The sequence below is a fragment of the Nostoc sp. S13 genome (assembly GCF_029379315.1).
Lineage (GTDB): Bacteria > Cyanobacteriota > Cyanobacteriia > Cyanobacteriales > Nostocaceae > Nostoc.
The window spans coordinates 1-24,115 of sequence record NZ_JAQYWQ010000055.1; the positions used below are offsets into that span (position 1 = coordinate 1).

Genomic DNA, 24,115 nt, shown 5'->3' on the forward strand with positions numbered 1-24,115 from the left:
AGCGACTGCCGTCGCAAAGGAAGAGAAGGAAGAGAAGCAAGAAATGCTTAACTGAACTGTATTGCCTTATAATCATCTGGATTATTAAAGGCTGCAATCCAGGCGGCTGCCTGATAGCAATGGGAGGAAGTTTGAGGGAACGCGCAAGATATGAATATGTCCATAAGATTTCCTCATTTCGCGAAAATTCCTGACTTATAGAATATTTTGTATCAGACATTCCCGACCCTATACCCCACAAAAAAGAATAAATTAGCTTAAAGTCTTATCAAACAGAGATTTTGGTTATTGAGTACATTATTAATACATATTAATAGACGCAGGATTGCGGATGAGATATTAATAGATGCAGTATTTATTTAAAGTTAACTTAAGAGCCAAAAGCCATCAATAAATCATCTTTTAAATAAGGTAAATCTCGATACAGTTCGGATAATATCCCCCTTTTAACAGTTATCAGTAACTCGTGTTCACTGATTTCTTGGCTCTGGCTATTTCTGATTCTTATATTCAGGTGTTTTGATAATCCAGCTTAGAGGCAAAGACAAAAATCATATTATGAACATTATGAACAAAACCTTTGCAACCATCGACGGGAATGAGGCTGTCGCCCGTGTTGCTTACAAATTAAATGAAGTGATTGCCATTTATCCCATCACCCCCTCTTCAGCAATGGGTGAATGGGCAGATGCTTGGTCAGCAGAAGGTCGTCCTAACCTCTGGGGTACTGTTCCCAGTGTCGTGCAAATGCAGAGCGAGGGAGGAGCCGCAGGCGCTGTGCATGGAGCATTGCAAACAGGTTCCCTGAGTACCACTTTCACGGCATCTCAGGGGTTATTGTTGATGATACCCAACTTCTACAAAATTGCTGGCGAGTTGACTAGCGCTGTGGTTCACGTTGCAGCCCGCACCCTGGCTACTCACGCTTTATCAATTTTTGGTGATCATAGCGATGTAATGGCAGCTCGTGCTACTGGTTTTGCCCTACTGTGTTCAGCCTCGGTGCAGGAAAGTCAAGATTTTGCTCTGATCGCCCATGCTGCTACCCTAGAGGCGCGAGTCTCGTTTATGCACTTCTTTGATGGCTTCCGCACCTCCCATGAAGTCCAGAAAGTTAAACTGCTCTCAGATGACGATTTGCGATCGCTTATCCACGATCACCTAGTACTCGCCCACCGCAGCCGTGCGCTCACCCCAGATCGTCCAGTTTTGCGCGGTACAGCCCAAAACCCCGATGTCTATTTCCAAGGACGTGAAGGTGCTAACCCTTACTACAACGCCTGTCCAGAAATTGTCCAGCGCATCATGGATCAATTTGGAGAACGCACGGGAAGGTATTATCAAATCTATGAATATTACGGCGCCAACGATGCCTCGCGCGTTATCGTTCTTATGGGTTCAGGTTGTGAAACCGTCCATGAAACAATAGATTACCTTAACGCCCGTGGTGAAAAACTTGGTGTAGTGAAAGTACGACTTTACCGCCCCTTTGATGTCCAAAGGTTTGTTGCAGTATTACCAAGTAGTGTAAAAGCGATCGCTGTTCTTGACCGCACCAAAGAAGCAGGTAGCGCTGGGGAACCGTTGTATTTAGATGTTGTTGCTGCTATCCATGAAGCGTGGGCAGATAAGAGAGCAGGGGGAGATGGGGGAGATGGGGGAGCAAGGGGAGATGAGGGAGTAAAATCTTCTTCATCCCCCTTATTCCCCAAAATCATTGGTGGTCGCTACGGTCTTTCTTCTAAAGAATTTACTCCGGCGATGGTAAAGGGCATTTTTGACAACCTTGCCCAAGCTAAACCGAAAAATCACTTTACTATCGGGATTAATGACGATGTTACTTATACTTCTCTAAGCTTTGATCCCAACTTCTCCACAGAATCGGCTCACGTTGTTCGGGCTATGTTCTATGGATTAGGCGCCGATGGCACAGTTGGCGCTAATAAAAACTCCATCAAGATTATTGGTGAAGAAACCGACAATTACGCCCAAGGCTACTTTGTCTATGACTCCAAGAAATCTGGCTCGATGACCGTTTCGCACCTACGTTTCGGCAAAGAGCCAATTCGCTCCACTTACCTAATTGACCAAGCAAACTTTATTGGTTGCCATCATTGGGGATTTCTGGAACGCATTGATGTTTTGAAAGCTGCTATTTCTGGGGCGACTTTGCTGCTTAACAGTCCATATAATGCAGATACCGTCTGGGAAAATTTGCCGTTCAAGGTACAGCAGCAAATTATCGAAAAGCATTTGAAGTTATACGTAATCAATGCTAGCCAGGTTGCCCGTGAAAGTGGCATGGGTGGACGTATTAACACGATTATGCAGGTATGCTTTTTTGCCTTAGCGGGTGTCTTGCCACAAGAAGAAGCGATCGCTAAAATCAAACAAGCGATTGACAAGACTTATGGTAAAAAAGGCCCAGAAGTTGTCCGCATGAACTTGCAAGCTGTAGATAACACCTTAGACAACTTGCATAAAGTAGATATACCACAGACATTCCCCACTCCCCACTCCCCACTCCCCAGTACAGACGCGATTAATCGCGTCTGTAACTCCGCTCCCGAATTTATGCGAGAAGTTCTGGGCAAAATCATGGTATGGGAAGGTGATGACTTAGCTGTTAGCACACTACCAGTTGATGGCACTTTTCCGGTAGGTACTGCCAAGTGGGAAAAACGTAACGTTGCCGAAGAGATACCAGTGTGGGAGCCAGATGTTTGCATACAATGTGGGAAGTGCGTCATGGTTTGTCCCCACAGTGCTATTCGTGCCAAGGCTTATCAACCGGATGAGTTAGTTAATGCACCACAAACCTTCAAATCAACTGGTGCAAAAGATAAAGACTTTGCCAATCAAAAATTTACGATTCAAGTTGCCCCAGAAGACTGCACAGGATGCACTATTTGTGTAAATATTTGCCCTGCTAAAGATAAATCTGAGCCATTGCGTAAAGCGATTAATATGGCACAGCAGCTGCCTTTACAAGAGCAAGAGCGAAAAAACTGGGATTTCTTTTTGAGTTTACCCAATCCTGACAGGCGATCGCTAAAATTAAACCAGATTCGCCAACAACAACTGCAAGAACCTTTATTTGAATTCTCTGGTGCTTGTGCAGGTTGTGGTGAAACACCTTATTTAAAATTATTAACACAATTGTTTGGCGATCGCGCCGTCATCGCCAATGCTACAGGTTGTTCCTCAATTTATGGTGGGAACCTCCCCACAACTCCTTGGACAACCAACGCCCAAGGACGCGGCCCTGCGTGGTCTAATAATCTATTTGAAGATAACGCCGAATTTGGTTTTGGCTTCCGTCTTTCTTTGGACAAACAAGCTGAGTTTGCGGCGGAACTATTGCAACAATTGGGGAGTGAAATAGATGAAAACCTTGTCTATTCCATCCTGAAAGCTGAACAAAAATCTGAAGCTGACATTTGGGAACAGCGCGAAAGAATAGAACTATTGCAGCAGAAGTTAAATGAAATAGTAACTTTTGACCCCAATCTCAAATCCAAAATCCAAAATCTTAAATCCCTTGCAGACTATTTAGTGAGAAAAAGCGTCTGGATTGTTGGCGGTGACGGTTGGGCTTATGATATTGATTTTGGTGGTATCGATCATGTAATTGCCAGTGGTCGGAATGTGAACATCTTAGTCATGGATACAGAAGTGTATTCTAATACAGGCGGTCAATCTTCTAAAGCTACGCCACGAGCAGCAGTTGCTAAATATGCCGCCAGTGGCAAGCCTGCACCGAAGAAAGACTTAGGGATGATTGCCATGACCTACGGAAATGTCTACGTAGCGAGTGTAGCCCTTGGTGCTAGAGATGAACATACCCTGAAAGCATTTCTGGAAGCAGAAGCTTATGATGGCCCATCACTGATTATTGCTTATAGTCATTGCATCGCCCACGGCATTGATATGACCACAGGAATGAATCATCAGAAAACTCTGGTAGAATCAGGTCGTTGGTTGCTGTATCGGCATAATCCAGAGTTGCTCAAACAGGGTAAAAATCCTTTGCAATTGGATATGCGATCGCCTCAGCAATCTGTAGAAGATTCGATGTATCAAGAAAATCGCTTCAAAATGCTCACCAAGAGCAAACCCGATGTTGCCAAGCACTTATTAGAACAAGCGCAAGCTGAAGTAGATGCCCGGTGGCAGATGTACCAATATCTGGCAAAGCGTCACATTCCCATCACTTAAGCCGTAGTTTTTCACTCTCCCACATCCGCAAGAGTTTGCAGTGTAAGTAAAAGTAGGGATGACTATCGTGTGGTAATGTAAAAAAATAGTTGGGCAATTTTTAAGAACGCGAGGAAAAAAGAGTTTCCCAATCAATCACAGGCGGTCTTTGTCCCTGGTTGACTATTTCAAAAATTTGTCTCAAACTATTTGGCTGAAAAAGGCATTCCACGCAAGCGCTGGCTACATCAATCCGGCTGGCATCACCCGAAACTGTATCCCCAGTGCCTACGACCACACCGTATTTACCTCCTGTTTTTGCCTTGAGAAGGGTGTTGAGGTCGTATGAGGTATATGGGCCGTCAATGAGGCGTCCTGGGCGGATAATAGTGTAGGGTAATCCAGAATTAATAATAGACTGCTCGCCCTTTTGTTTGGCATCCAACACGCCGAAGGCATTAAGAATACTAAAAGGAAACTGATTTTTACGGAGAATTCCGCAGGAAGAGACGAAAACGAATCGCTGTAAATTCCGGGGTGCTGCTGCTACTAAGTTGCTGACACCTTGGGCATCGACCTTTGCCGGACTATTCTTTGCTTTTGCTTCACTAGATTTGGGGTTAAGGAAAGTGATTCCCCATTCAATCAAGTTTGGGGGTTGGTCAAACTCCCATCGCGTAGAGGGAAAGGCAGTGGTTCCGGTACAACTTATAATATGGCTCACATCTGCCGTTGCGGCTGGCAGTGTAGCTGGCTGGCGGATGTCACCAACGGCAATTTCCACTCTCTGGTTAAACATCTCTTCAGCTTTTGCGGGATTACGTGTCAGGACACGAACTTTCAAGCCTTTCTCTAGTAGCTTACCTACGACCAGTTGCCCGACTCCACCAGTAGCACCAGCAACTAGTACCAAATTTTCAACTGACGTTTCAAAAGAAGTCATAAAGTACCTGTGAGATAGTCTCTAGCGGTTCTCAATTGCATGGAATACAGAAGCCAGTCGCGTGGGTGAGTCTCCCGACTTGGGCGAACTGGCGTACCACTCGTAGGGGCACAGCAATGCTGTGCCCCTACCATATGTTGCATCGCAACGAGAGAGAACTGCTATATTGCTAATCTAACGTGAGTTCGAGGAACCTTTAAGAGCCTTGAACTAAAGTTCAAGTCTGCCCCTCTGCGATTCGGAGAGAAACGGTTTTGCTTAGTAAAACCTCTTAAAGGTCTTTTGATTGAGCTAATAGACGGACATTATTATATAATCTATCGAATTTCCGTTAATCTACTAAAAAAATGCGATCGCCAAAATAGACCCAGATTAAAAATTTTGCTAATGGCTGTTGACTCTATAACTTACAGGCTGACAATTGGGAATTTTAGGATCAGAGTAAACTCCCTAAATCTAAATCAGCACAGTAGCCAGCACTTGAGGTTTCGAGCAAGGAATGAAAATTAGTCAAAAATTAATTTCGGGTGTTCTCGGAATGGTTACTCTCTCAGGAAGTATTGGTGCGATTAGTGCCAATCAGCAATTGAACATAGCTAAGTATCTTGCTCAACAAGAGGCTGAAGAAGTTGCTGGACTACTGGGATATTTCGTAAGTCGTGAGCTTGAGTCCCAGAAGATGCGATCGCGAGATGAGATGCTAGCGCAGTTGCAAGAGAATGTTGAAGCACTACACAAACGTCAGCGCGATCTGGAGATTGTAGATCGTAATAAAATCATTCTTGCAGATGTAGTTCCTGAAGACATCGGTACGCGATTAGATCACGATCTCCATAATGAAGTTGGTAAAACTATTCACGATGGTATACCAAGAACCTATGTTGAAACCAGTTCTGAATACCCAAAGGGGATTCTATTGATTGCTATTGCTTTTAAGACTAACAAGGGGGAAACAATTGGTGCAGTAATTCTGGAATATACACCGCTTTACAAAGCCGCGCTAGCAACAGCCCATAAAAATATTGTTGTCACGTCGATCATCAGTTTGGGATGTGGCATATTTGCATTAGCAGCAGGCTATTTACTCTCCAGAAGCATCTCAAAACCGATTAAACAACTCCAGCAAGCTGTGGTATATCTGGCTGAAGGTAAGCTGGATACCAGAGTTAGTATTCGCTCCCAGGATGAGATTGGCGAGTTAGCTACCTCGTTCAATAAAATGGCGGACGATCTGCAACATTCCAGATATGAGTTGATCAAGGCCAACGAACAATTACGAGACGAGATTGCCGAGCGCCAGCAAGCAGAAGCAGAACTTCAGTAAGTTCTGAAAGACCTGCAAAAAACCCAAATCCAATTAATTCAATCTGAAAAAATGTCGAGTCTGGGTCAACTGGTGGCGGGAGTTGCTCATGAAATCAACAATCCGGTTAATTTCATCTACGGCAACCTCCTGCATACTGATGATTACACTCAACAGCTGCTGCTGTTAATTAAGCTTTATCGAAATTATTATCCCTACCCAGAGCCGGAAATTCAAAATGCTAACGAAGAAGCGGATATTGAGTACCTAATAGAAGATTTGCCTAAGATGTTAACCTCAATGAAAATGGGGGCTAATCGCATCCGTGAAATTGTTCTCAGTCTACGAATCTTTTCTCGTTTGGATGAAGCTGAGTTCAAAATCGCTGATATACATGAAGGAATCGACAGTACCCTGTTAATTTTGCAACACCGGATCAAGGCACAAAATAATCGTCCTGAAATTAAAGTGGTCAAAGAGTATGGCGAAATGCCTAAGATTCACTGTTTTGCAGGGCAACTGAATCAGGTATTTATGAACCTCTTGGTAAATGCAATCGATGCTTTAGAAGAGGGTTTCCAAAAAGAACTTTGTTCAAATCCCTTGATTCGCATTTCTTTTGAACAGGTAAATGAAAATGCCGTCATTCGGATTGCTGATAATGGAGCAGGAATTCCAGAAGAAATCCAGTCGCGTCTATTTGACCCTTTTTTCACTACTAAACAAGTTGGTAAGGGGACTGGTATGGGATTATCGATTAGCTACCAGATAATTACTGAAAAGCATGGTGGCTCTTTGCAATGCATTTCATCATTGGGACAAGGTGCAGAGTTTGTAATTACAATCCCGATTCGAGTAGTGAAATGAGCACAATTATCAATCAGCGATCGCCATACCTATCAGTAAAAGTCAGCGCGAGTGTTTTTCAGCCCCTAACTGCGGCAGCTACGCCCGTCGTAGACATCACACTTAGAGGGGAAATTGCGCCCGAATTGTTCGGTTCTACCACTGTCACCAGTACACGAATAGCTATAACCTTTTAGGTAGTAGTGAAATTTCTACCTAGACGCTGTTAGTCGCTCTTGAATTAAGGGGTGAAAACCTGTGTACAAATGGATATTGCCAAGCCTGAGCGAAATCTTGGCTCAAAATCAATCAAGTGTGGCTGAATGTTCACCTGCTAAAGCAGAGCGGCAGTGGCGTGTCAGCCTCGCAGCGACAGAACATTTGCTATTAAATACTTTAGCAGATCCTTCAAAAGACACAACCCAAGGATTAGTTTTAGCTGCACCAGCACCCTTATTTAGTCAGCCAAAACTGACTCAAAGTTTACAAACAGTAACTTTTACAGCAAAACCATTTAATCCCTTGGCGCTGATGCCATTTCAGATGCCAGATGCAATGCCTGGGTTGGGCTACGCCAACACATCTGTAAATGAAGAAATTGCTCCCCATGAATCGGTACTTCCTTTATTACCTGCCGATCCGCTAGGGGCAGAGCAGTTTTGCTTAGTTTTCACAGATAAATTTAGATTAGTGCTGGTTTTAGCAACGCACAAAAACGGTAAAAAAACCTTTTCATTTTCTTTTGAGCCAGAGGTAGTGCAGCAGGCTTGGCGATCGCTAGGAGCAAGGGTAATGCTGGCTAATCCCGAATTTTTCGCCCGCCTGGACGCATTAGTACAACAGCATTCTCCGGTAGCACCAGATTACCATATCGTGATTGAGTTTAGCCAGTTGTTGCTTCGGGAATTAACAGAACCAGAAGAAACTGGGGACAAGGGGGACAAGGAGGAGAAGGGGGACAACGAGAATAACCCATGCCCAATACTTCGGCAAAGCTCAGTACAAGTGCCCAATGCTCAATCCCAAAATCCTGATGTGGAATTGCTCCAAGCCTTCGCTCACGAAGTCCGCACGCCTTTAACAACTATTCGCACCATGACTCGCCTGCTTTTGAAGCGGCGAGACTTAGATACTGGCGTGATTAATCGCTTAAAAGTTATCGATCATGAGTGTACCGAGCAAATTGACCGCATGGAGTTGCTGTTTAAGGCAGCAGAATTGGAAACTACTGCCTCAGCAAAATCGTCAAAAACTCAACTCACGCCGATGTCTTTAGATCAAGTGTTGCAGCAGAGCATTCCCCGTTGGGAACAAGCAGCGCATCGGCGGAACTTAACTTTAAATGTTGTTTTACCCCAGCAATTACCAACAGTGGTGAGTAATCCCATTATGCTAGATCAGGTACTTACTGGTTTGATAGAGAATTTCACTCGCAGCTTACCTTCTGGCAGCCATATTCAAGTACAAGTTATCCCGGCTGGAGATCAACTGAAGTTACAATTATCGCCCCAATTCGGGTGCAAAGATTCCAATAAAACCGCCACACCGGCAACGCCACCAATTCGCAAAGCTCTAGGTCAATTGCTGATGTTCCAACCAGAAACGGGTACGATTAGTTTGAATATCGCCGCAACTAAGCATTTGTTTCAAGCGATCGGTGGAAAACTGATTGTGCGCCAGCGTCCACATTATGGGGAAGTTTTGACGATTTTCCTGCCATTGGAAGTTAGCAAGCAGAAGCCGGTAGTTAGTAGTTAGGAGTTAGGAGTTAGGAGTTAAAAATTGATAACTTATTTACTCACAACTCATCACTCATTTTCTGTAGCGATCGCTTTTGGGGTATCGCCAACACTTGCCAGTTGTATTGTAAATGTGGAACCTTCAGATAATTTACTTTTTACAGAAATAGATCCGCCAGAGCGCAGCAGCAATTGCTGTACAATTGTTAACCCCAACCCAGCACCACCATAATCTTCAGTTGCTGCTGTCCGTACACGATAAAACCGATCAAAGATTTTGGGAATTTCGTTTTCGGCAATACCGATACCTGTGTCGCGGAATTCTAATTGGACATAATCGCCTTGAATACGGGCACGCACCCATACTTGACCACCATTAGGGGTAAACTTAATGCTGTTGTGCAGTATATTAATCACAATTTGCCTCAGACCACCACTCACGCACCAAACAGATGGGAGTTCAGTCGGTACGGTGTAGGCTAAGGTAATCCCTTTTTCTTGAGCCACAGTTTGATAAGTACTAACTACTCCAGGCACAATATCTGAGAGACGCACTGACTCTATAGCCGTCCCCTCCAAATTGCGTTCTAACTGCACCAGTTCCAACAAACCAGTAATCAGGGAATTTTGTTGATCGCACTGGGTATTTAACATCTGTAAATAACGTTGTCGCTGGGGGGGTTTAAGATTAGGGGAATTCAATAACGAAAGTGCTGTCTTCATGTGGGTCAAGGGTGTACGTAATTCCTGACACACATTTTTCAGGTATTCATCTTTGAGTTGCTCTTTATTGTGCAGTTCTTGATTTTGCTGCTCCAACTTGCTGGTACGTACTGTGATGATTTGACGATTAATTTCATCTTGTCGCAGGAGTTGTTTTGCCAACAGTTGATTCATCAGTGCAGCTTGGGGCACAGTTGGACAAATAAAACTAGAAGGTAAAATTGGGGATGATTCTGGCGTAATCGCTTTTTGGATACCATTTAATACTTGCTGAATTACTCTCCCCTCAACAGTAGTTATAATCAGCAACGGCTGGTTTTTATTACTATTTACTTTCCCCGATGTCTGATTTTTACGTTTTTTAAGTGGTCGATGAGCCAAAATTAAACTGCAAAACTGGGGCGATAACACCATCAGAAAATTTTCCCGTCGCAGTTGGCTATCTGGTGGGAGGTGAACAGAGACATCATAAGGGGATGAGGAGGATGAGGAGGCATTTACTCTTTCTTCATCTTCCCCTGCTCCCGTTCTCCCTCTCTCCTCAATCTGGCAAGTATAAATGAGACTTGAGGCACCTACCGAGGATTGATAACGCGCTAATTCTGATTGCCAGATTTTATCTGGTGGTAGCTTCACCCATAAAGTGGCTGCAATTTCTTGCTCAATTAGTAAGTCAATTTGCGCTCTCACCAGTGATAGCAGAGTAGCAGGACTGAGGGACAATGGTTTAGGAGGCACTTGCACTCCCATAACCTGTTGATAAACAGACAGATCGTTAACCAGAGATACATTCATGAGTCAAGCACAACAAGGGTGAAGCAAGAAATAATTCTGTCTTCGATTTTCACCTTTATGTGTGCATTTTTTACAAAATCCGCACGCAAATAAACATGAACAATCAATTATGAGCGATTTTAATTTTGTGGAATACATCTTTTAGGATAGCACAGCTGTGCTACCCTTTGGCTTAGGCTTGTATATTTAGTCTTTGGTGTAAAGCGTCGCGTGCGTGTTCTCGGTCGTCAAAATGGATTTTTTCAGTACCAAGAATTTGGTAGTCTTCGTGACCTTTACCAGCAAGCAAGACTCCATCACCAGGTTGTGCTTGTAAAATTGCGGTACGAATTGCGATCGCCCGATCGCAAATTACAGTTGGCTGCACTGTGTCAGCAATTCCCGCCAAAATATCTTTCAAAATCCGTTCTGGGTCTTCAGTCCGGGGATTATCCGATGTCACCACTGCCACATCAGCTAATTCAGCAGCAATTTTACCCATTATTGGGCGCTTAGTGCGATCGCGATCGCCTCCACAACCAAACACGCAAATCACCTTCCCAGGTATAAACGGACGTGCAGCTTTCAGCAAATTTTCTAGACTATCGGGTGTGTGGGCATAATCCACAATCACGCTAATATCTTGGTCAGGACTAATCTGTACCCGTTCCATTCGTCCGGGCACTCCGGGAAACTCAGGTATCACAGATACGAGTAACTGCAAATCTAGCCCTAAGTGTAAAACTGCTCCTACGGCTGCGAGAAGATTTTCTAAATTATATTGTCCGACTAGGGGCGATTGAAAAGCTACGTCACCTTTTGGTGTATGTAATGTACCACTGACACCATTGGGCTGGTAATTTAAATCACTCATCCATAAATCAGCGCTATTATCGTTTACACTGTAACTCCAAACCCGTTCGGAATCTAAAGAGGCGATTAACCGTTTGCCATAGGAATCATCAGCATTAATTATTGCCCGTCCCTTGAGATAATCAGGGCTAAATAACAACGCTTTGGCGGCAAAGTAATCTTCCATGTCGCTGTGATAGTCGAGATGGTCTTGGGTAAGATTACTGAATACCGCCACCTCAAATTCACAACCCAACACTCGACTTTGGGCTAAAGCGTGGGAACTTACTTCCATCACGCCGAACTCACTACCAGCATTTACAGCCTCTCTTAGCTGCTGTTGTAGTTCCACCGCAAAGGGCGTAGTGTAGGCAGCAGTTTGCTCAAAACCTGCCCAACGAGTGTAGAGAGTTCCCATCAAAGCTGTAGCTAGATTAGCTTTGATCAGCAAAAATTCAATTAGATGAGTTGTTGTAGTTTTGCCATTTGTACCAGTCACGCCTACCAGCTTGAGTTTTTGTCCTGGATAACCGTAAAAAGCACTAGCTATCTGGGCACAAGCTTGAGTTATGTTACTTGCACTGATGACTACAGCCTGATTTGTGGGAGGATTTTTTTGTGCAGCTTCGGGTGAGACGATCGCCGCTACAGCACCCGATGCGATCGCACTTTGCCAAAATTCCCCACCATCAACCCGCCCTCCTGGCATCCCAATAAACAAATCTCCCACAATACAAGCATGGGAATTCGTCTTCAAACCCCTAACTTCTACATCCTCAAAAATCGGATGGCTAGGCAATTGTTCAACACTATCTACCGCCGTTAGTAATTCCCGCAATTTCATCTTGTGAACCCATTCTTAATCTTGGGCTTATTCTGCATTATTTTTTTCTAATTGGCTAAATACTTACGCAACATTTGCTCCAACTGCTGCACATTAGCACGAGGAGAAGGACGCGGCAATAATTTCTCACTCCCCTCTTCTTCCTCTGTCTCTGTGCCACGGACACTTTGCTCAACGGGGGGGAACCCCCGCACGCAAGTGTCCTCCTCTGCGCCTCTGTGGTTCGATAAAAAAAGTACCGGCACCTCATACTCATACGCAGCAAACCAATCTTTACGAGTCGTAATATCCCTAATTTCCAACTCGAAACAGAGATTTTGGATTTGTTCTAGCTTTTCTTGCAAGCCTTCACATAAATGACAGCCGGGTTTACTGTATAAAATTAATCGCATTGTTTATTTCAGTTGGCGCAAGAAGTTATAAGTTTAGAATAACGAACCGCAAAGGACGCAAAGGGCGCAAAGTAAGAAAGATGAGAAGAGAAGGGTTTGATGTGGGTAAGTATGTTGATCAAATGGCGTTGTTGTTGGATTTGGAGCTAAAAGATGAGTATCGTGATGGTGTGGTAGCAAATTTTGAGAGAATTAGGGCGATCGCTAATCTTGTAAATTCTTTCCCGCTAGCGGAGGATGTTGAAGTTGCACCAGTTTTTGAACCATGAATGATGCTGTATCAATCGCTGCTGCTGTGCGTGAAGGGAAAGTCAGCGCGGTGGAAGTTACTCAGGCTGCGATAGCACGAATCGCTGCGCGGGATAATCAACTTAACTGTTTTACGGCTGTGACTGCTGAGACAGCTTTAACAGATGCAGCACGTATTGACACGGAAATTGCCCAAGGTAATCATTCCAGAATGCTGGCTGGTGTCCCTTTTGCGGTGAAAAATCTCTTCGATATCGCTGGTTTAACGACTCTGGCGGGATCGAAAATTAATGCAGGAAAACCAGCTGCTAGCCAAGATGCAGCAGCAATAGCGAAGCTGAAACAAGCGGGTGCTGTGCTGGTTGGCGCTTTGAATATGGATGAGTACGCCTATGGGTTTGTAACGGAAAACTTCCATTACGGTGCGACTCACAACCCCCATGATTTACAGCGAGTTGCTGGTGGTTCATCGGGTGGTTCGGCGGCGGCTGTTGCTGCTGGTTTAGTACCGTTGACGCTGGGTTCTGATACTAATGGTTCAATTCGCGTTCCGGCGGCGTTGTGTGGCGTTTTTGGTTTCAAACCGACTTATGGAAGGTTATCTCGTGCTGGTGTAGCTTTATTATCTAGCAGTTTTGACCACATTGGCCCTTTTGCGCGTTCGGTGCAGGATATCGCTACGGTGTTTGATGTGCTTCAAGGAGAAGACGATCGCGATCCCATTTGCACAAAGCGTCCGCCTGAATTGGTTTTATCACAACTTAAGCAAGATATCTCTGATATTAGAATTGCGATTGCTGCTGATTATTTTACCAAAGGCGCAGAAGCCGAAGCTTTAGCAGCAGTCCAAAAGATAGCTGATGCTTTGAATGTCACTGAATACGTAACCATACCAGAAGCACACCGCGCCCGTGCAGCAGCGTTTGTGATTACAGCTAGCGAGGGCGCAAATTTACATTTTGACAAATTGCGATCGCATCCTCAAGATTTTGATCCAGCGACACGCGATCGCTTTTTGGCTGGGGCGTTAATTCCTAATAGCTGGTATCTCCAAGCACAACGGTTTAGAAAATGGTATCGCGATCGCATTCGGGAAGTCTTGCAAAATGTGGATGTAATTCTTGCCCCAACTACACCAATTTCCGCACCGCTAATCGGTCAACAAACGATGATTTTGGATGGCGAAGAAATTCTTGTACGTCCTCATTTAGGGCTATTTACTCAACCATTATCTTTTATTGGCTTACCCGTTTTATCAGTACCAATTCAGCGTCCAAATGCCTTACCTTTCGGTGTGCAATTAATCGCAGCACCATATAATGAAGCGCTAATTTTACGGGTTGCGGCTGCGTTAGAGGCTAAAGGTGTAGTTTCAGCACCAGTGATTTTCAACGCTCTCAACTAAAGCTAATCGTTTACAATGCTGTGAATGAGGTGATTATAGAATGGAAAAATTACGCCTTCGATTTACTCGCATTGAGTTTTTTCAGCAGGAGGAATATCCTCTACCGCTAGTTTCAAGGTTCTAGGGATCTGAATTCCCTGCACTGCAATTCTAGTGACAATGAACAAAGACATCGCCAACCATAACAGATGAACACTCTGCAACTTCCAAGCCAGGGCTGCTGTGGGAATAAACCCTAACCCAGTTGCGATAAAAGCCGCATTGCGGAGGATTAATCCTTCTGCCAAACCAAAGAAATAAGCTTCAATTGAGACGGCAAACGCATACAGCCCCAGCACGCTCATTAGCCAGGGAATGTAGGGATCAATCTGGGTGGTTATTTCCGTATGATTTGTAAGTAGTCCAAATACGGTTTGAGGAAAGAGGATGCAGGTAAGGGACATGATGACTGCAAACATTAGACTCACGCCTATAGAAACGCCAAGCAGTGGCACCATCTGCCCCTGCTCGTTTGTGCCATGAAAGTTGCCCGTCAAGGTTTCCGTTGCATAAGACAAGCCATTGAGTATTTGAATTCCTAGCGTCATGAACTCAATCAGCAAGACATTTTCCGCAAAGGCGATTCTTCCCATCCCAGCAAACAGATTGGTAAAAGCCCAAAAGGTAAACCCAATCGCCAGTGTCCGTATAAAGAGATCCTTACTCAGGGCAAAAGTCTCATTCCAGGCAGATTTGTCCCAAAGCTGAGGCGCGACGGCAAGGATTTCCTGCCACTGGATTTCACTCTTCACCCAAATTAGTCCCAGCACCATCATCAGAAATTGGCTCAAAGCTTGTGCCAAGCCTGCTCCCATGCTGTCCAAACCTGCTCGCAGAATCATCTGGTAACTCAAGATAATGTTGACGACGTTGCCAAAAACCGACAATACTAAGACTTTCTGGCTCTGTTCACGCCCCATCAGCCAGCCGAACAGCACCATATTCACCAGAACCGCAGGTACACCCCAAATCCTCGTGTTGAAGTAGTCCACCGCAGCCGCTTTCACATCTGGAGTATTGTTTAAGACAATAAACCCCAACTCTCGCAGTGGGTATTGCAGGAGCAAAACAACAAATCCCAAGCCTAGAGCAATTAAAACATTCCGTAAGCCTAGCAGCAGCACTTCCTGTTGATCATTTCTTCCAGTCGCCTGGGCAGTCGTGCCGGTGACAGAGAGACGCAAAAAATTTAATGCTCGATAGAAGTAATTAAACACAACCGTCGCCAGTGCAACGCCAGCTAAATGACGAATGTCTTGCAAGTGCCCTAAAAAAGAAACGCTAACCATTCCAGATAGCGGTACCATTAAATTGGAGAGCATATTCGCGATCGCTAATCTGAAATAGCGAGGAATCCATCGGTCTTGCAAATCATTATTTACTAACATTTGGAATCGGTTAGCTGATGCGATTGAGCTATTTAACTAATTACTAATTCCTAATTCATAATGGGCACAAGCCGCTACATACCCCTACGGGGATCTTGCTACGTAAAGCGTCTTGTAGAGAAGACCAGGCTGCCTCACTAAATTGTCAAATTGGTGGTCTTGAATTAGTTGTAAATAAATCTTAAACTAATTTAATTACGAATTATGTAGCTTACTTTTCATTTTTGGCGAGTATTATCAATTACGAATTATTTTAAGGAACTCAAAAAATTAAATTATCCAAATTATTGTATCCAATGCAACTATCAGATTCTTTTTTCCTTGCTCAAGAACTGCTTCCACAGCGATTGGATATTTTTTTTATTTGAAAGTTCCTTAACTCCGGTCAAGTCGCTTCTCGAAATTAAAAATTAAAAATTATTAATTGAAAATTTAAGAAATCCTAATAGACTTAAAATTTTACTCCCCAACGCTACAAGGGTTGGGGCTGTTCTTGTTAGGTGTGTATTGCGCTCAATTGAGAAGCGCTATATTTCAATCAATGTGCGAATTAAAATCTACGTTAAACTCCAGGGGACTTTCCACGGGGTTTGGGAGGAACAGCAGGTATCCCAATTGCCGCGAAAACTTCTCCGGTTTATATTATCCGCCTATTTACTTAAGTAGCGGCTGAATAGCCTTGTCCCACTCATCAGCCATCTTATCGTAGCCGTGCTGCGTGGGATGTATTTGATCAGAGCGAATATCATACTTTGTAATGACAATTGGGCATTTTTTTACTTGGATTACTCTTATATAACTATAAGTTACGCACTACTGTTTAGTAGCTCAAAGGTAACGCCGACGCAATATCGAACTAATCCCAATTACACATATACCGAATAGTGTTGTTGCCGTTCTTGGTTCTGGAATTTGCTGCGGTGTCTGGAAAGAACCACTCAAAAAAGCTTGACCTTTTAAGGGACTAGTTGGATCTTGATCGAGTGACTCAATTTCACTAAAGTTAAATATGCCTGTTGCACCACTGAACCTACCTGCACCACCAGTGATAGTTATACTACCAGAACCTACTAATTTACGGTTAATAAAGTCAAATGCAGCAGTCGCGCTACTCCTGCCAAATAATTTATCATCACCACTGCCAAAAAACTCATCTCTGCCGATTGGCAAGCCTTCTAAACCAAATTTTGTTGCGTCTTGAACAAATACGAGATTACCAGTATTAGGGTCAATTCGGCTGTAGTTGTTTATGCTAGAAAAGTTACTCAGACTGTACGGAGCATCAGAATTGAAACCTGAGACAAATGCTTTAGATACGTCGGTCGATGGGATAGGTGTGAGAGTAACTTCCGTGTCGTATACTACGTCAAATGGATAAATCGTCTGGGCGTTTGCTTTTGTTGTACTCGCAGCAATACTGAGTAAACAGAAAACTACCGAACCAAGAAATATACTATGCGATCGCATATTAATTTTTATCACCTAAAACCCCTAATATTAATTTCTAACTTATCAGAGATTGTTATAAACTTTATACAAGTTTAAGAAAAAATTAGAAAACTCGCTATTTTATTTGAGAGCGATCGCACGAGCATATATTCCCTACTTTGCTGTATCGGCTTACCTCTTTTAAGACAATACATTCGGTACACCCAACTTTCTATAAGTAAAGTGAAAGCTGTAGTTAATACAACTTAAACTGTGCTTATAGATGCTGAAGTTGTGGTTACAAATACTCATGATATTATAAGTAAATTTGAAGCTGTAATTAATATAGCTTAAGCATTATTTATAAATACTCCTGATGTTATAAGTAAATTTGAAGCTGTAGTTAATACGGCTTCAACTGTGGTTATAGATGCTGAAGCTGTAGTTAATACAGCTTCAGTTGTGGTTATGAATGTTGAAGCTGTAGTTAATACAGTCTTATGTTATCTCCAGGCGATCGCGCCAGCGAGTTAGTTTGCCATTGCTGAAGCTACTTGCGATGAAACACCACTTGCGGCTTTAATTAAATCGGCTCCTTTCTCGCCGATCATAATCGTGGGCGCGTTCGTATTTCCCCCGACCAGAGTTGGCATGATCGATGCATCAACAACCCGCAACCCAGTAACACCGCGTACCCGAAGTTCGGGATCAACAACCGCCATTGAGTCAGTTCCCATTTTGCAAGTGCCGACAGGATGATACCCCGTAACGCAAAATTCCCGGATGTAAGCTTCGAGTGCTTCATCGCTAATCACCTCAGCACCGGGACTGATTTCCTCACCTCGAAACTGATCAAAGGCACTTGTATGAAATAATTTACGCATTATTTTAATCCCAGCAACTAGCTTTTGCACATCAGATTGACTTTGCAGAAAGTTGATCCGAATAATTGGTGGGTCTTTGGGGTCAGGCGAGGACAAACTGACACTGCCAATGTTTTGGGGATGAGTCAAACTGACTGTAACAGTGAATCCCAAACCAGAGAGGGTTTGGCCAGGAGATATCCACATAATGGGACCGAAGAAAAACTGTAAATCTGGCGCGGCATCCAGATTACCTTCGGTATGCAAAAATAATCCGGCTTCAGCATTACCATTACTGGTAATTGCCGGGTCTAACCCAGCAATTACCTCGTGTGCCACAGGACTGGTAATTATCTGGTGTGCCACAGGAACCAGAGAGTGGTCTTGGAGGTTTTTACCGACACCTGGCAAATCAACGACGACAGGAATCCCCATTGCTTGCAGTTGTTCTGCATCACCAATGCCGGAAAGCATCAGCAGCTTGGGCGAATCGAATGCACCAGCACTTAAAATCACTTCTTTGTTAACCCTGGCTTGGTGCAGCCTTCCCTGGTGCATATATTCCACCCCAACGGTGCGGGTTCCCTCAAACAATAACCGAGTCACTAACGCTCCTGTTGTTATTGTCAAATTGGGACGCTTGAGAATTGGCATCAGGAATGCAGCAGCAGCACTGTGACGTTTACCATCCTTGACCGTCAACTGATAAATTCCCGCACCTGATTGCTGTATTCCATTGAAATCAGGATTGTGGTTATATCCGATTGCCACGGCTGCTTCTACAAATCGTTGCGATGCCACAGTAGGGGGTTGAATATCGGTGACGCTCAACTCCCCATCAACCCCGTGGTATGCGTCGGCACCGCATTGCTGGTTTTCAGATTTCTTGAAATAGGGCAATACATCTTGATAACTCCAACCAGGATTCCCCAATGACTCCCAGTGGTCATAATCGTGATCATTGCCCCGGATATAAATCATGGAATTAATCGAACTGCTGCCACCCAAGACTTTGCCACGGGGACAAAAGATTTTGCGGTTATTCAGGTACGGTTCTGGTTCAGAGAAATATTTCCAGTCCAGTTCCGAGCGAGGTAGGTTGGGGGATTCCAACGGGATTTGAATCTCAGGTTTAGTATCTGGATTGCCAGCTTCGAGTAATAACACGGTTGTTTCACTATTTTGTGTCATCCGGTTGGCGACAACGCAGCCTGCCGAACCAGCACCAATCACAATATAGTCATATTGACTCATGACATCCTCGCTTATAAATTCAACTACTTTAAGAACTGTAATGCTAGCAATGAACGGGAGAGTGACGATGTTAGGAATCTCGCATCATTTTAAAACCAATTCCATAAAAACCCAGTTTGCTCGATGTTCTAGAGGAATCTCTGTTTTTTCCAAATACGGCTCGATATCTTGAAAGCCAAATATCCGATAAAGTGCCTGTGCTTCCTTTGCAAAAGGGGCACTGTCTAAACGTATCCTTGAGTAACCAATGTAAACAGCTTCATTGATGATAGCTTTTAATAAAGACCGACCGATTCCTTTTGAGCGAAATTCTGGTCTTACATACATCCTTTTAATTTCGCCAACATCTTCACCAATTTTTCGTAAGCAAGCGCAGCCGGCTATTTGTGCCTCGGATTGTCCCAAAAGCAAGCGTCCTGAAGGGGGTATAAATTCGTGAAGTTGAGTCATATATTGCTCAAAGAATGTATCAACATCTAACTTGATGCCGAACCGATGGCTGAATATCAACTTAGTCTCATTAAAATATTCCCAAAACAGTTTCTGTATATGAGATTTATGTTCGTCAGTCTCTACCTGGATAATTTTAAGCAAAGTTTATGCCTCCGCTAAGTAATTAAATAAGAATCGGTATCAAGAGAATTTACTTATAAATTAATGAGTGCTAATTAAAACTCAATATTGAGATTCTCCCAAGGGTGAGCGACATTATACATCATAAATTTATGTTGCAATGAGTACGGCGTAGAGGTAGCGTAAAGTGGACAATTTGACAATCTTTAATACTAAAACTACTTGGCGTATAGTCATAATCTGTCCGCACGCAAGACACTTGATATATGGTTCAGAATCTCGAAAGAACACGCCAGAGTGCAAGGTTTCCCGAAACTGCACCGGCTGCTAATCCCGTATTTTTTAGAACCTATAGCCGCCGGACAAAGGCGGGACTAAGGGAGACATGGGATGAGGTGTGCGATCGCACTCTACTCGGCTTAATCAAGCTGGGAAAGCTAACTCAAGAAGAAGCAGCCATCCTGGATCAGATGCAGCGCAACTTGAAAGCTATGCCCAGTGGACGCTGGCTATGGGTTGGTGGTACAGACTGGATAACCAAGCCAAAGAACTTCTCCGGGGCTTATAATTGCACCTCTACCAATCTCGAAGACTGGAGTGCCTTCGGATTAATGATGGATTTGGCAATGATGGGCTGTGGCACTGGAGCCGTCCTAGAACCACAATTTATTAACCAGTTACCCCCCATCCGTAATCGACTGAATGTCACCGTACAAGGTGAAATTGGCAGCACTCCTGTCCAACAGCGGCGTGAATATACTGAAACTCATATAGAAGGCAATAATGTCACTATTCACGTTGGAGATAGCCGTGAAGGTTGGGTTGAATCATATCAAACCCTGTTGGAACTCTCCACTGATGAACAATTTTCAACAGAAGTTGAAGTATTAGTCGATATCAGCGATGTCCGAAAAGCAGGAGAAACTCTCAACGGCTTTGGAGGAGTTGCTAATCCTGTTAAATTGCCTGGACTTTATCAGGGTTGTGCATCTATTCTTAATAAAGCTTTAGGACGACAATTAAATTCAGTTGAATGCTGTCTATTAATCGATCAAGCTGCTGTCACAATTGTTGCAGGCAATATTAGGCGCTGTCTACCTGAAGATGCTTTAGTTCATACTTCAAAAGGTCTTATTCCCATTTGCGATGTCCAAGTGGGTGATCTAGTACAAACTCCTTTAGGATTTCGGCGAGTTGTTGAGAAATTCGACCAAGGATTTCAGGATGTCTATGAAATTGAAACTAATGCGACTTACCCTAGAGCAACTTTAAACCACAGACAAGCAGTTCTTGCAGATGCTCAAGGGGGAATTACCTGGAAGTCGATTGCAAGTTTAGCTGAGGGCGATCGCCTGCTGCACAACACACAAGTTATACCTGGTACAGTTACCCATCTACCCCCTGATTTTACTGAATCTCGACCCTCAAACAGTCGTACAGCTAAGTCTTTTGTAATTCCCGAATTGACAGCTGAGGTTGCTTGGCTAATTGGGTTAACCCACGGTGACGGCTATATTGCTCTCGGTCGAAATAAGTATGATAAGCCTTATGGCCGGGTTGAATGGGCAATGAACAGTTTAAATACGGAACTCACAGCTAAAGTTCAAGCCAAAATAGATGCCGCTTTAGCTTTATTTGGATTGACTGCTACTCATGGCATCATCAAGGGTGAAAACACTGCCAAATCAATCTGCTCATCTATTCGATTAGCTGAGTACTTTCATCGTTATATCAAGCAGCCAAATATTCACCTAGCAATTCCTAGTTTTATTTTGCAGGGTTCAGTAGATATCAGGGCGGCTTACTTAGCTGGATTAATGGACAGTGATGGTGCTGTCAATAACCGACCCCCTCACTTAGTTACCTCAGTCTATCGGTCATTTATTAGACAAGTTAGTGCAGTTTTATCCAGCTTGGGTATCGCTGGCAGAATTAGCATTACCCATCCACAACAGCAAACATGGCAAGTTAAGTACAGCCTCACAATACCAGCCTTTAAAGAGCGTTACAACGCACTCATTGCGCCACACTCAGTTAAAGGGTATGTGAAAAAAGGACTGAAAATGTATGGTTTCACCCTTCCTGCTGCCATCATGCGGGAAGCTTACAGCTATAGCGAGATGCGAGATATGGGATTTCAAGGATCTCGCACTGTTGATGCCAATTATGAACGCTATATCGTTGAAGCTGATATCTTGCTAGATATTCCAGTCACTGTTAAAGGACTGGGGAGTTATGATCATGTCCACACTTACGATATTGAAGTCGAAGAAGCTCATTGTTTCTATTGTGATGGCTATCTGACACATAATAGTGCTGGTATGAGGCAAGGTTCTAGCGAAGATACTTTGTTCGCCGATGCCAAAGATAACTTATGGCAGCAGGATGAAGGTGGCAATTGGCGAATTGATCCAGAGCGTGATGCACTTAGGATGGCAAACCATACCAGAGTTTTTCACCGCAAGCCAACCTTAGAAGAATGTCTTAATGCCGTCCGCAAACAATATTATAGCGGTGAGGGAGCGATTCAATGGGCTGGTGAAGCCGTAGCGCGATCGAACATTGATTTGCTGCCAACACAGGCTCTGAAAGTTAATTTTTTGCAAGCTTATGAACAAGGAACAGCACAACAGTGGTTAAAAGAACATTATCCAAATCTTGATGCTAATGAGCTAGAACATCGTTTAGCTCGCTATGGGCTAAATCCGTGTGGTAATTGATTTTGCCTCACGTTAAAAACCTCGTAAAAACGGGGAAAGCTGAGATGCTAATCCCGTGGTAATCAAAGGAACTAAAAAGTCTTTGACACCGTACAGCGTAGAGAGTGAAACTAGATTACATCAGAAATTGGTGTCTAGAATATAATCTCTCCAAGAGTGCGGGGGCATGTGTGAAAAGCACTTTTATTATCTGAAGTCACATATGCAAAATGTACGCGGAGCTACTGCAAATAATCAAGCAGTAGAACTAGGGGATAAAAAGCCTCTAGGGTAACAAATATGGAAATCATCGGTACTAATTTTCACTGTAATTTGTCTGAGGTTCACCTTAATCAAATCGACCCATATAACTACAAAGAACAAGAAGAGGCTTTCACTGCTGGAGCGCTATCTGTAGCAGCACTTTTAAATCACAAATTCTTGGAACCACGCTATCAATACAGCCGTGAATTAGACCCGATTGTAGGAGTTTCTTTTACAGGTTTATTTGATTTCTTTGTCCATGCGTTTGGTGTTGATTGGCTGCGCTGGTGGGCAGAAGGAAGACCAGCAACTGCACAAGGATTAGCTTTCAAGCGTAAGGAAGAAAAATATCTAACTTCCTGGAAAGATATTGTACATCGGGTTGTTTGGGATTACTGCGATCGCCACAATCTCAAACGTCCAAATCGCTGTACTACAGTCCAACCCAGTGGTACTAAGGCTTTATTAACTAATGCTAGTTCAGGATGGCATCCCCCGAAAGCCCAAAGATTTATTCGCCGCATTACCTTCGGCAAAAATGACCCAGTAGCCTTAGCTTGTATTGACTATGGTTACAACGTCATTCCCTCTCAATCAGACAAAGATGAACAGGGCAATTTGCTTAACGATCCCTTTGATTCACGGGTGAGTGAGTGGTTAGTAGAAATCCCTGTTTCTGTAACTTGGGCTGATTTACCAGGAGCTGATGAAATCGATGTTTCTAAGTTTTCTGTTTTAGCCCAATTTGATTTTGTCCTTCAAGTTCAACGTTGGTATGTGACTCACAACACATCAGCTACTTTGGAACTTCGCTCTGATGAAATCGAACCTTTGGCACAGCGTATCTATGAAACTATCGAGAATGACCAGGGCTATATTTCAGCAGCTCTTTTAGCCCGTTTCGACGATTTGCAATCATTCCCACGTTTGCCATTTGAACCAATAGATAAACCAACCTACGATCGCTTGACTCAAGAGGTGAAAGCACGGCGCAAAACAGATGATTTCTGTGCAGTCTTAAGCCGCTACGATTCCGGCGAAATGGCAGAGGCTGGCCCTAGTGGTTGTGACTCTGATAAGTGTATGTTTCCCGATCAGCAACCAAGCCCATAAGGTGAAATGACAATCAACTTTGGGTAGGCACTATTAAAAAGCAGTGGTTTCATATGATATTTAACCACTGCTTTTTATATAGCGGTTCTCTTTTACGTGAGGTACACGCGTAGGGGCTGTTCTGTGCCCATAGGTGTCAACTTAACGTGAAAGTTAGTCTAGAAATAGCTTTTAGAGATTGTCTCGTTAAGAGTCTCTAACTGGGAATGCCTTTGGGAGGCTCCGCC

General features: G+C 43.7%; 14 protein-coding genes and 3 pseudogenes. 8 read left to right on the top strand and 9 right to left on the bottom strand.

The genetic code is table 11. The features are described from left to right. On the bottom strand, positions 1–220 hold a 220-nt coding region (locus PUQ00_RS17630), incomplete at its 3' end, for a hypothetical protein (RefSeq protein ID WP_300418987.1). Between the two features lie 347 nt (positions 221–567). Between PUQ00_RS17630 and nifJ the strand changes: the two genes are divergently transcribed. Next, positions 568–4,218: a pyruvate:ferredoxin (flavodoxin) oxidoreductase gene (nifJ, locus tag PUQ00_RS17635; protein WP_300418988.1), complete on the top strand. Its 3,651-nt coding sequence runs from the start codon at positions 568–570 to the stop codon at positions 4,216–4,218. Between the two features lie 100 nt (positions 4,219–4,318). Here nifJ and PUQ00_RS17640 read toward each other — a convergent pair whose 3' ends face one another. After that, the gene (locus PUQ00_RS17640; RefSeq protein WP_300418989.1) at positions 4,319–5,140 is read right to left on the bottom strand and encodes an SDR family oxidoreductase; all 822 of its coding nucleotides are present in this window, start codon (positions 5,138–5,140) and stop codon (positions 4,319–4,321) included. A 1,045-nt stretch (positions 5,141–6,185) separates the two neighbouring features. On the opposite strand from PUQ00_RS17640, the pseudogene PUQ00_RS17645 reads away from it, so the two are divergent. The 3 genes and pseudogenes from PUQ00_RS17645 to PUQ00_RS17655 form a co-directional block, all read left to right on the top strand. Continuing rightward, positions 6,186–7,310 (top strand): annotated as a pseudogene (locus PUQ00_RS17645) (ATP-binding protein); the annotation flags it as partial. After that, positions 7,307–7,486 (top strand): hypothetical protein, encoded by a 180-nt coding sequence (locus tag PUQ00_RS17650; RefSeq protein WP_300418991.1) that lies wholly within the window; start codon positions 7,307–7,309, stop codon positions 7,484–7,486. The pseudogene PUQ00_RS17645 and the gene PUQ00_RS17650, both read left to right, overlap by 4 nt. A gap of 61 nt (positions 7,487–7,547) precedes the next feature. Next, positions 7,548–9,047, top strand: coding sequence for a HAMP domain-containing sensor histidine kinase (locus tag PUQ00_RS17655; RefSeq protein WP_300418993.1), 1,500 nt, complete (start codon positions 7,548–7,550; stop codon positions 9,045–9,047). 50 nt (positions 9,048–9,097) lie between these two features. Here PUQ00_RS17655 and PUQ00_RS17660 read toward each other — a convergent pair whose 3' ends face one another. The 3 genes from PUQ00_RS17660 to PUQ00_RS17670 form a co-directional block, all read right to left on the bottom strand. Then, positions 9,098–10,546 carry a DICT sensory domain-containing protein gene (locus tag PUQ00_RS17660; RefSeq protein ID WP_300418995.1) on the bottom strand — a complete coding sequence of 483 codons (1,449 nt, stop codon included), beginning with the start codon at positions 10,544–10,546 and terminating at the stop codon, positions 9,098–9,100. A 172-nt stretch (positions 10,547–10,718) separates the two neighbouring features. After that, positions 10,719–12,221 carry a UDP-N-acetylmuramoyl-L-alanyl-D-glutamate--2,6-diaminopimelate ligase gene (locus PUQ00_RS17665; protein ID WP_300418996.1) on the bottom strand — a complete coding sequence of 501 codons (1,503 nt, stop codon included), beginning with the start codon at positions 12,219–12,221 and terminating at the stop codon, positions 10,719–10,721. Positions 12,222–12,268: 47 nt separating this feature from the next. Then, positions 12,269–12,613 (bottom strand): glutaredoxin family protein, encoded by a 345-nt coding sequence (locus PUQ00_RS17670; RefSeq protein ID WP_300418997.1) that lies wholly within the window; start codon positions 12,611–12,613, stop codon positions 12,269–12,271. 80 nt (positions 12,614–12,693) lie between these two features. Between PUQ00_RS17670 and PUQ00_RS17675 the strand changes: the two genes are divergently transcribed. Further along, a complete protein-coding gene (locus PUQ00_RS17675) occupies positions 12,694–12,882 on the top strand; it encodes a DUF4089 domain-containing protein (protein ID WP_300418999.1) in 189 nt (62 codons plus the stop codon). Beyond that, positions 12,879–14,267, top strand: a complete 1,389-nt coding sequence (locus PUQ00_RS17680) for an AtzE family amidohydrolase (protein ID WP_300419001.1) — start codon at positions 12,879–12,881, stop codon at positions 14,265–14,267. Before PUQ00_RS17675 ends, PUQ00_RS17680 begins: the two co-directional genes overlap by 4 nt. 62 nt (positions 14,268–14,329) lie before the next feature. Here the strand turns inward: PUQ00_RS17680 and gntT are convergent, their stop codons facing one another. The 4 genes from gntT to PUQ00_RS17700 all read right to left on the bottom strand — a co-directional run bounded on the left by gntT (position 14,330) and on the right by PUQ00_RS17700 (position 19,833). After that, positions 14,330–15,694 (bottom strand): guanitoxin biosynthesis MATE family efflux transporter GntT, encoded by a 1,365-nt coding sequence (gene gntT / locus PUQ00_RS17685; protein ID WP_300419003.1) that lies wholly within the window; start codon positions 15,692–15,694, stop codon positions 14,330–14,332. Between the two features lie 828 nt (positions 15,695–16,522). Next, the gene (locus PUQ00_RS17690) at positions 16,523–17,176 is read right to left on the bottom strand and encodes a hypothetical protein (RefSeq protein WP_300419005.1); all 654 of its coding nucleotides are present in this window, start codon (positions 17,174–17,176) and stop codon (positions 16,523–16,525) included. Positions 17,177–17,652: 476 nt separating this feature from the next. Then, a complete protein-coding gene (locus PUQ00_RS17695) occupies positions 17,653–19,239 on the bottom strand; it encodes a GMC family oxidoreductase N-terminal domain-containing protein (RefSeq protein ID WP_300419007.1) in 1,587 nt (528 codons plus the stop codon). Between the two features lie 84 nt (positions 19,240–19,323). Continuing rightward, entirely contained in the window at positions 19,324–19,833 is a 510-nt protein-coding gene (locus PUQ00_RS17700) for a GNAT family N-acetyltransferase (protein ID WP_300419008.1), read from the bottom strand. A gap of 245 nt (positions 19,834–20,078) precedes the next feature. On the opposite strand from PUQ00_RS17700, the pseudogene PUQ00_RS17705 reads away from it, so the two are divergent. Both PUQ00_RS17705 and nrdJ read left to right on the top strand, forming a co-directional pair. Next, positions 20,079–22,526 (top strand): annotated as a pseudogene (locus tag PUQ00_RS17705) (LAGLIDADG family homing endonuclease); the annotation flags it as partial. A gap of 288 nt (positions 22,527–22,814) precedes the next feature. Next, positions 22,815–23,888: pseudogene (nrdJ, locus tag PUQ00_RS17710) on the top strand (ribonucleoside-triphosphate reductase, adenosylcobalamin-dependent); the annotation flags it as partial. Positions 23,889–24,115 lie beyond the last annotated feature (227 nt).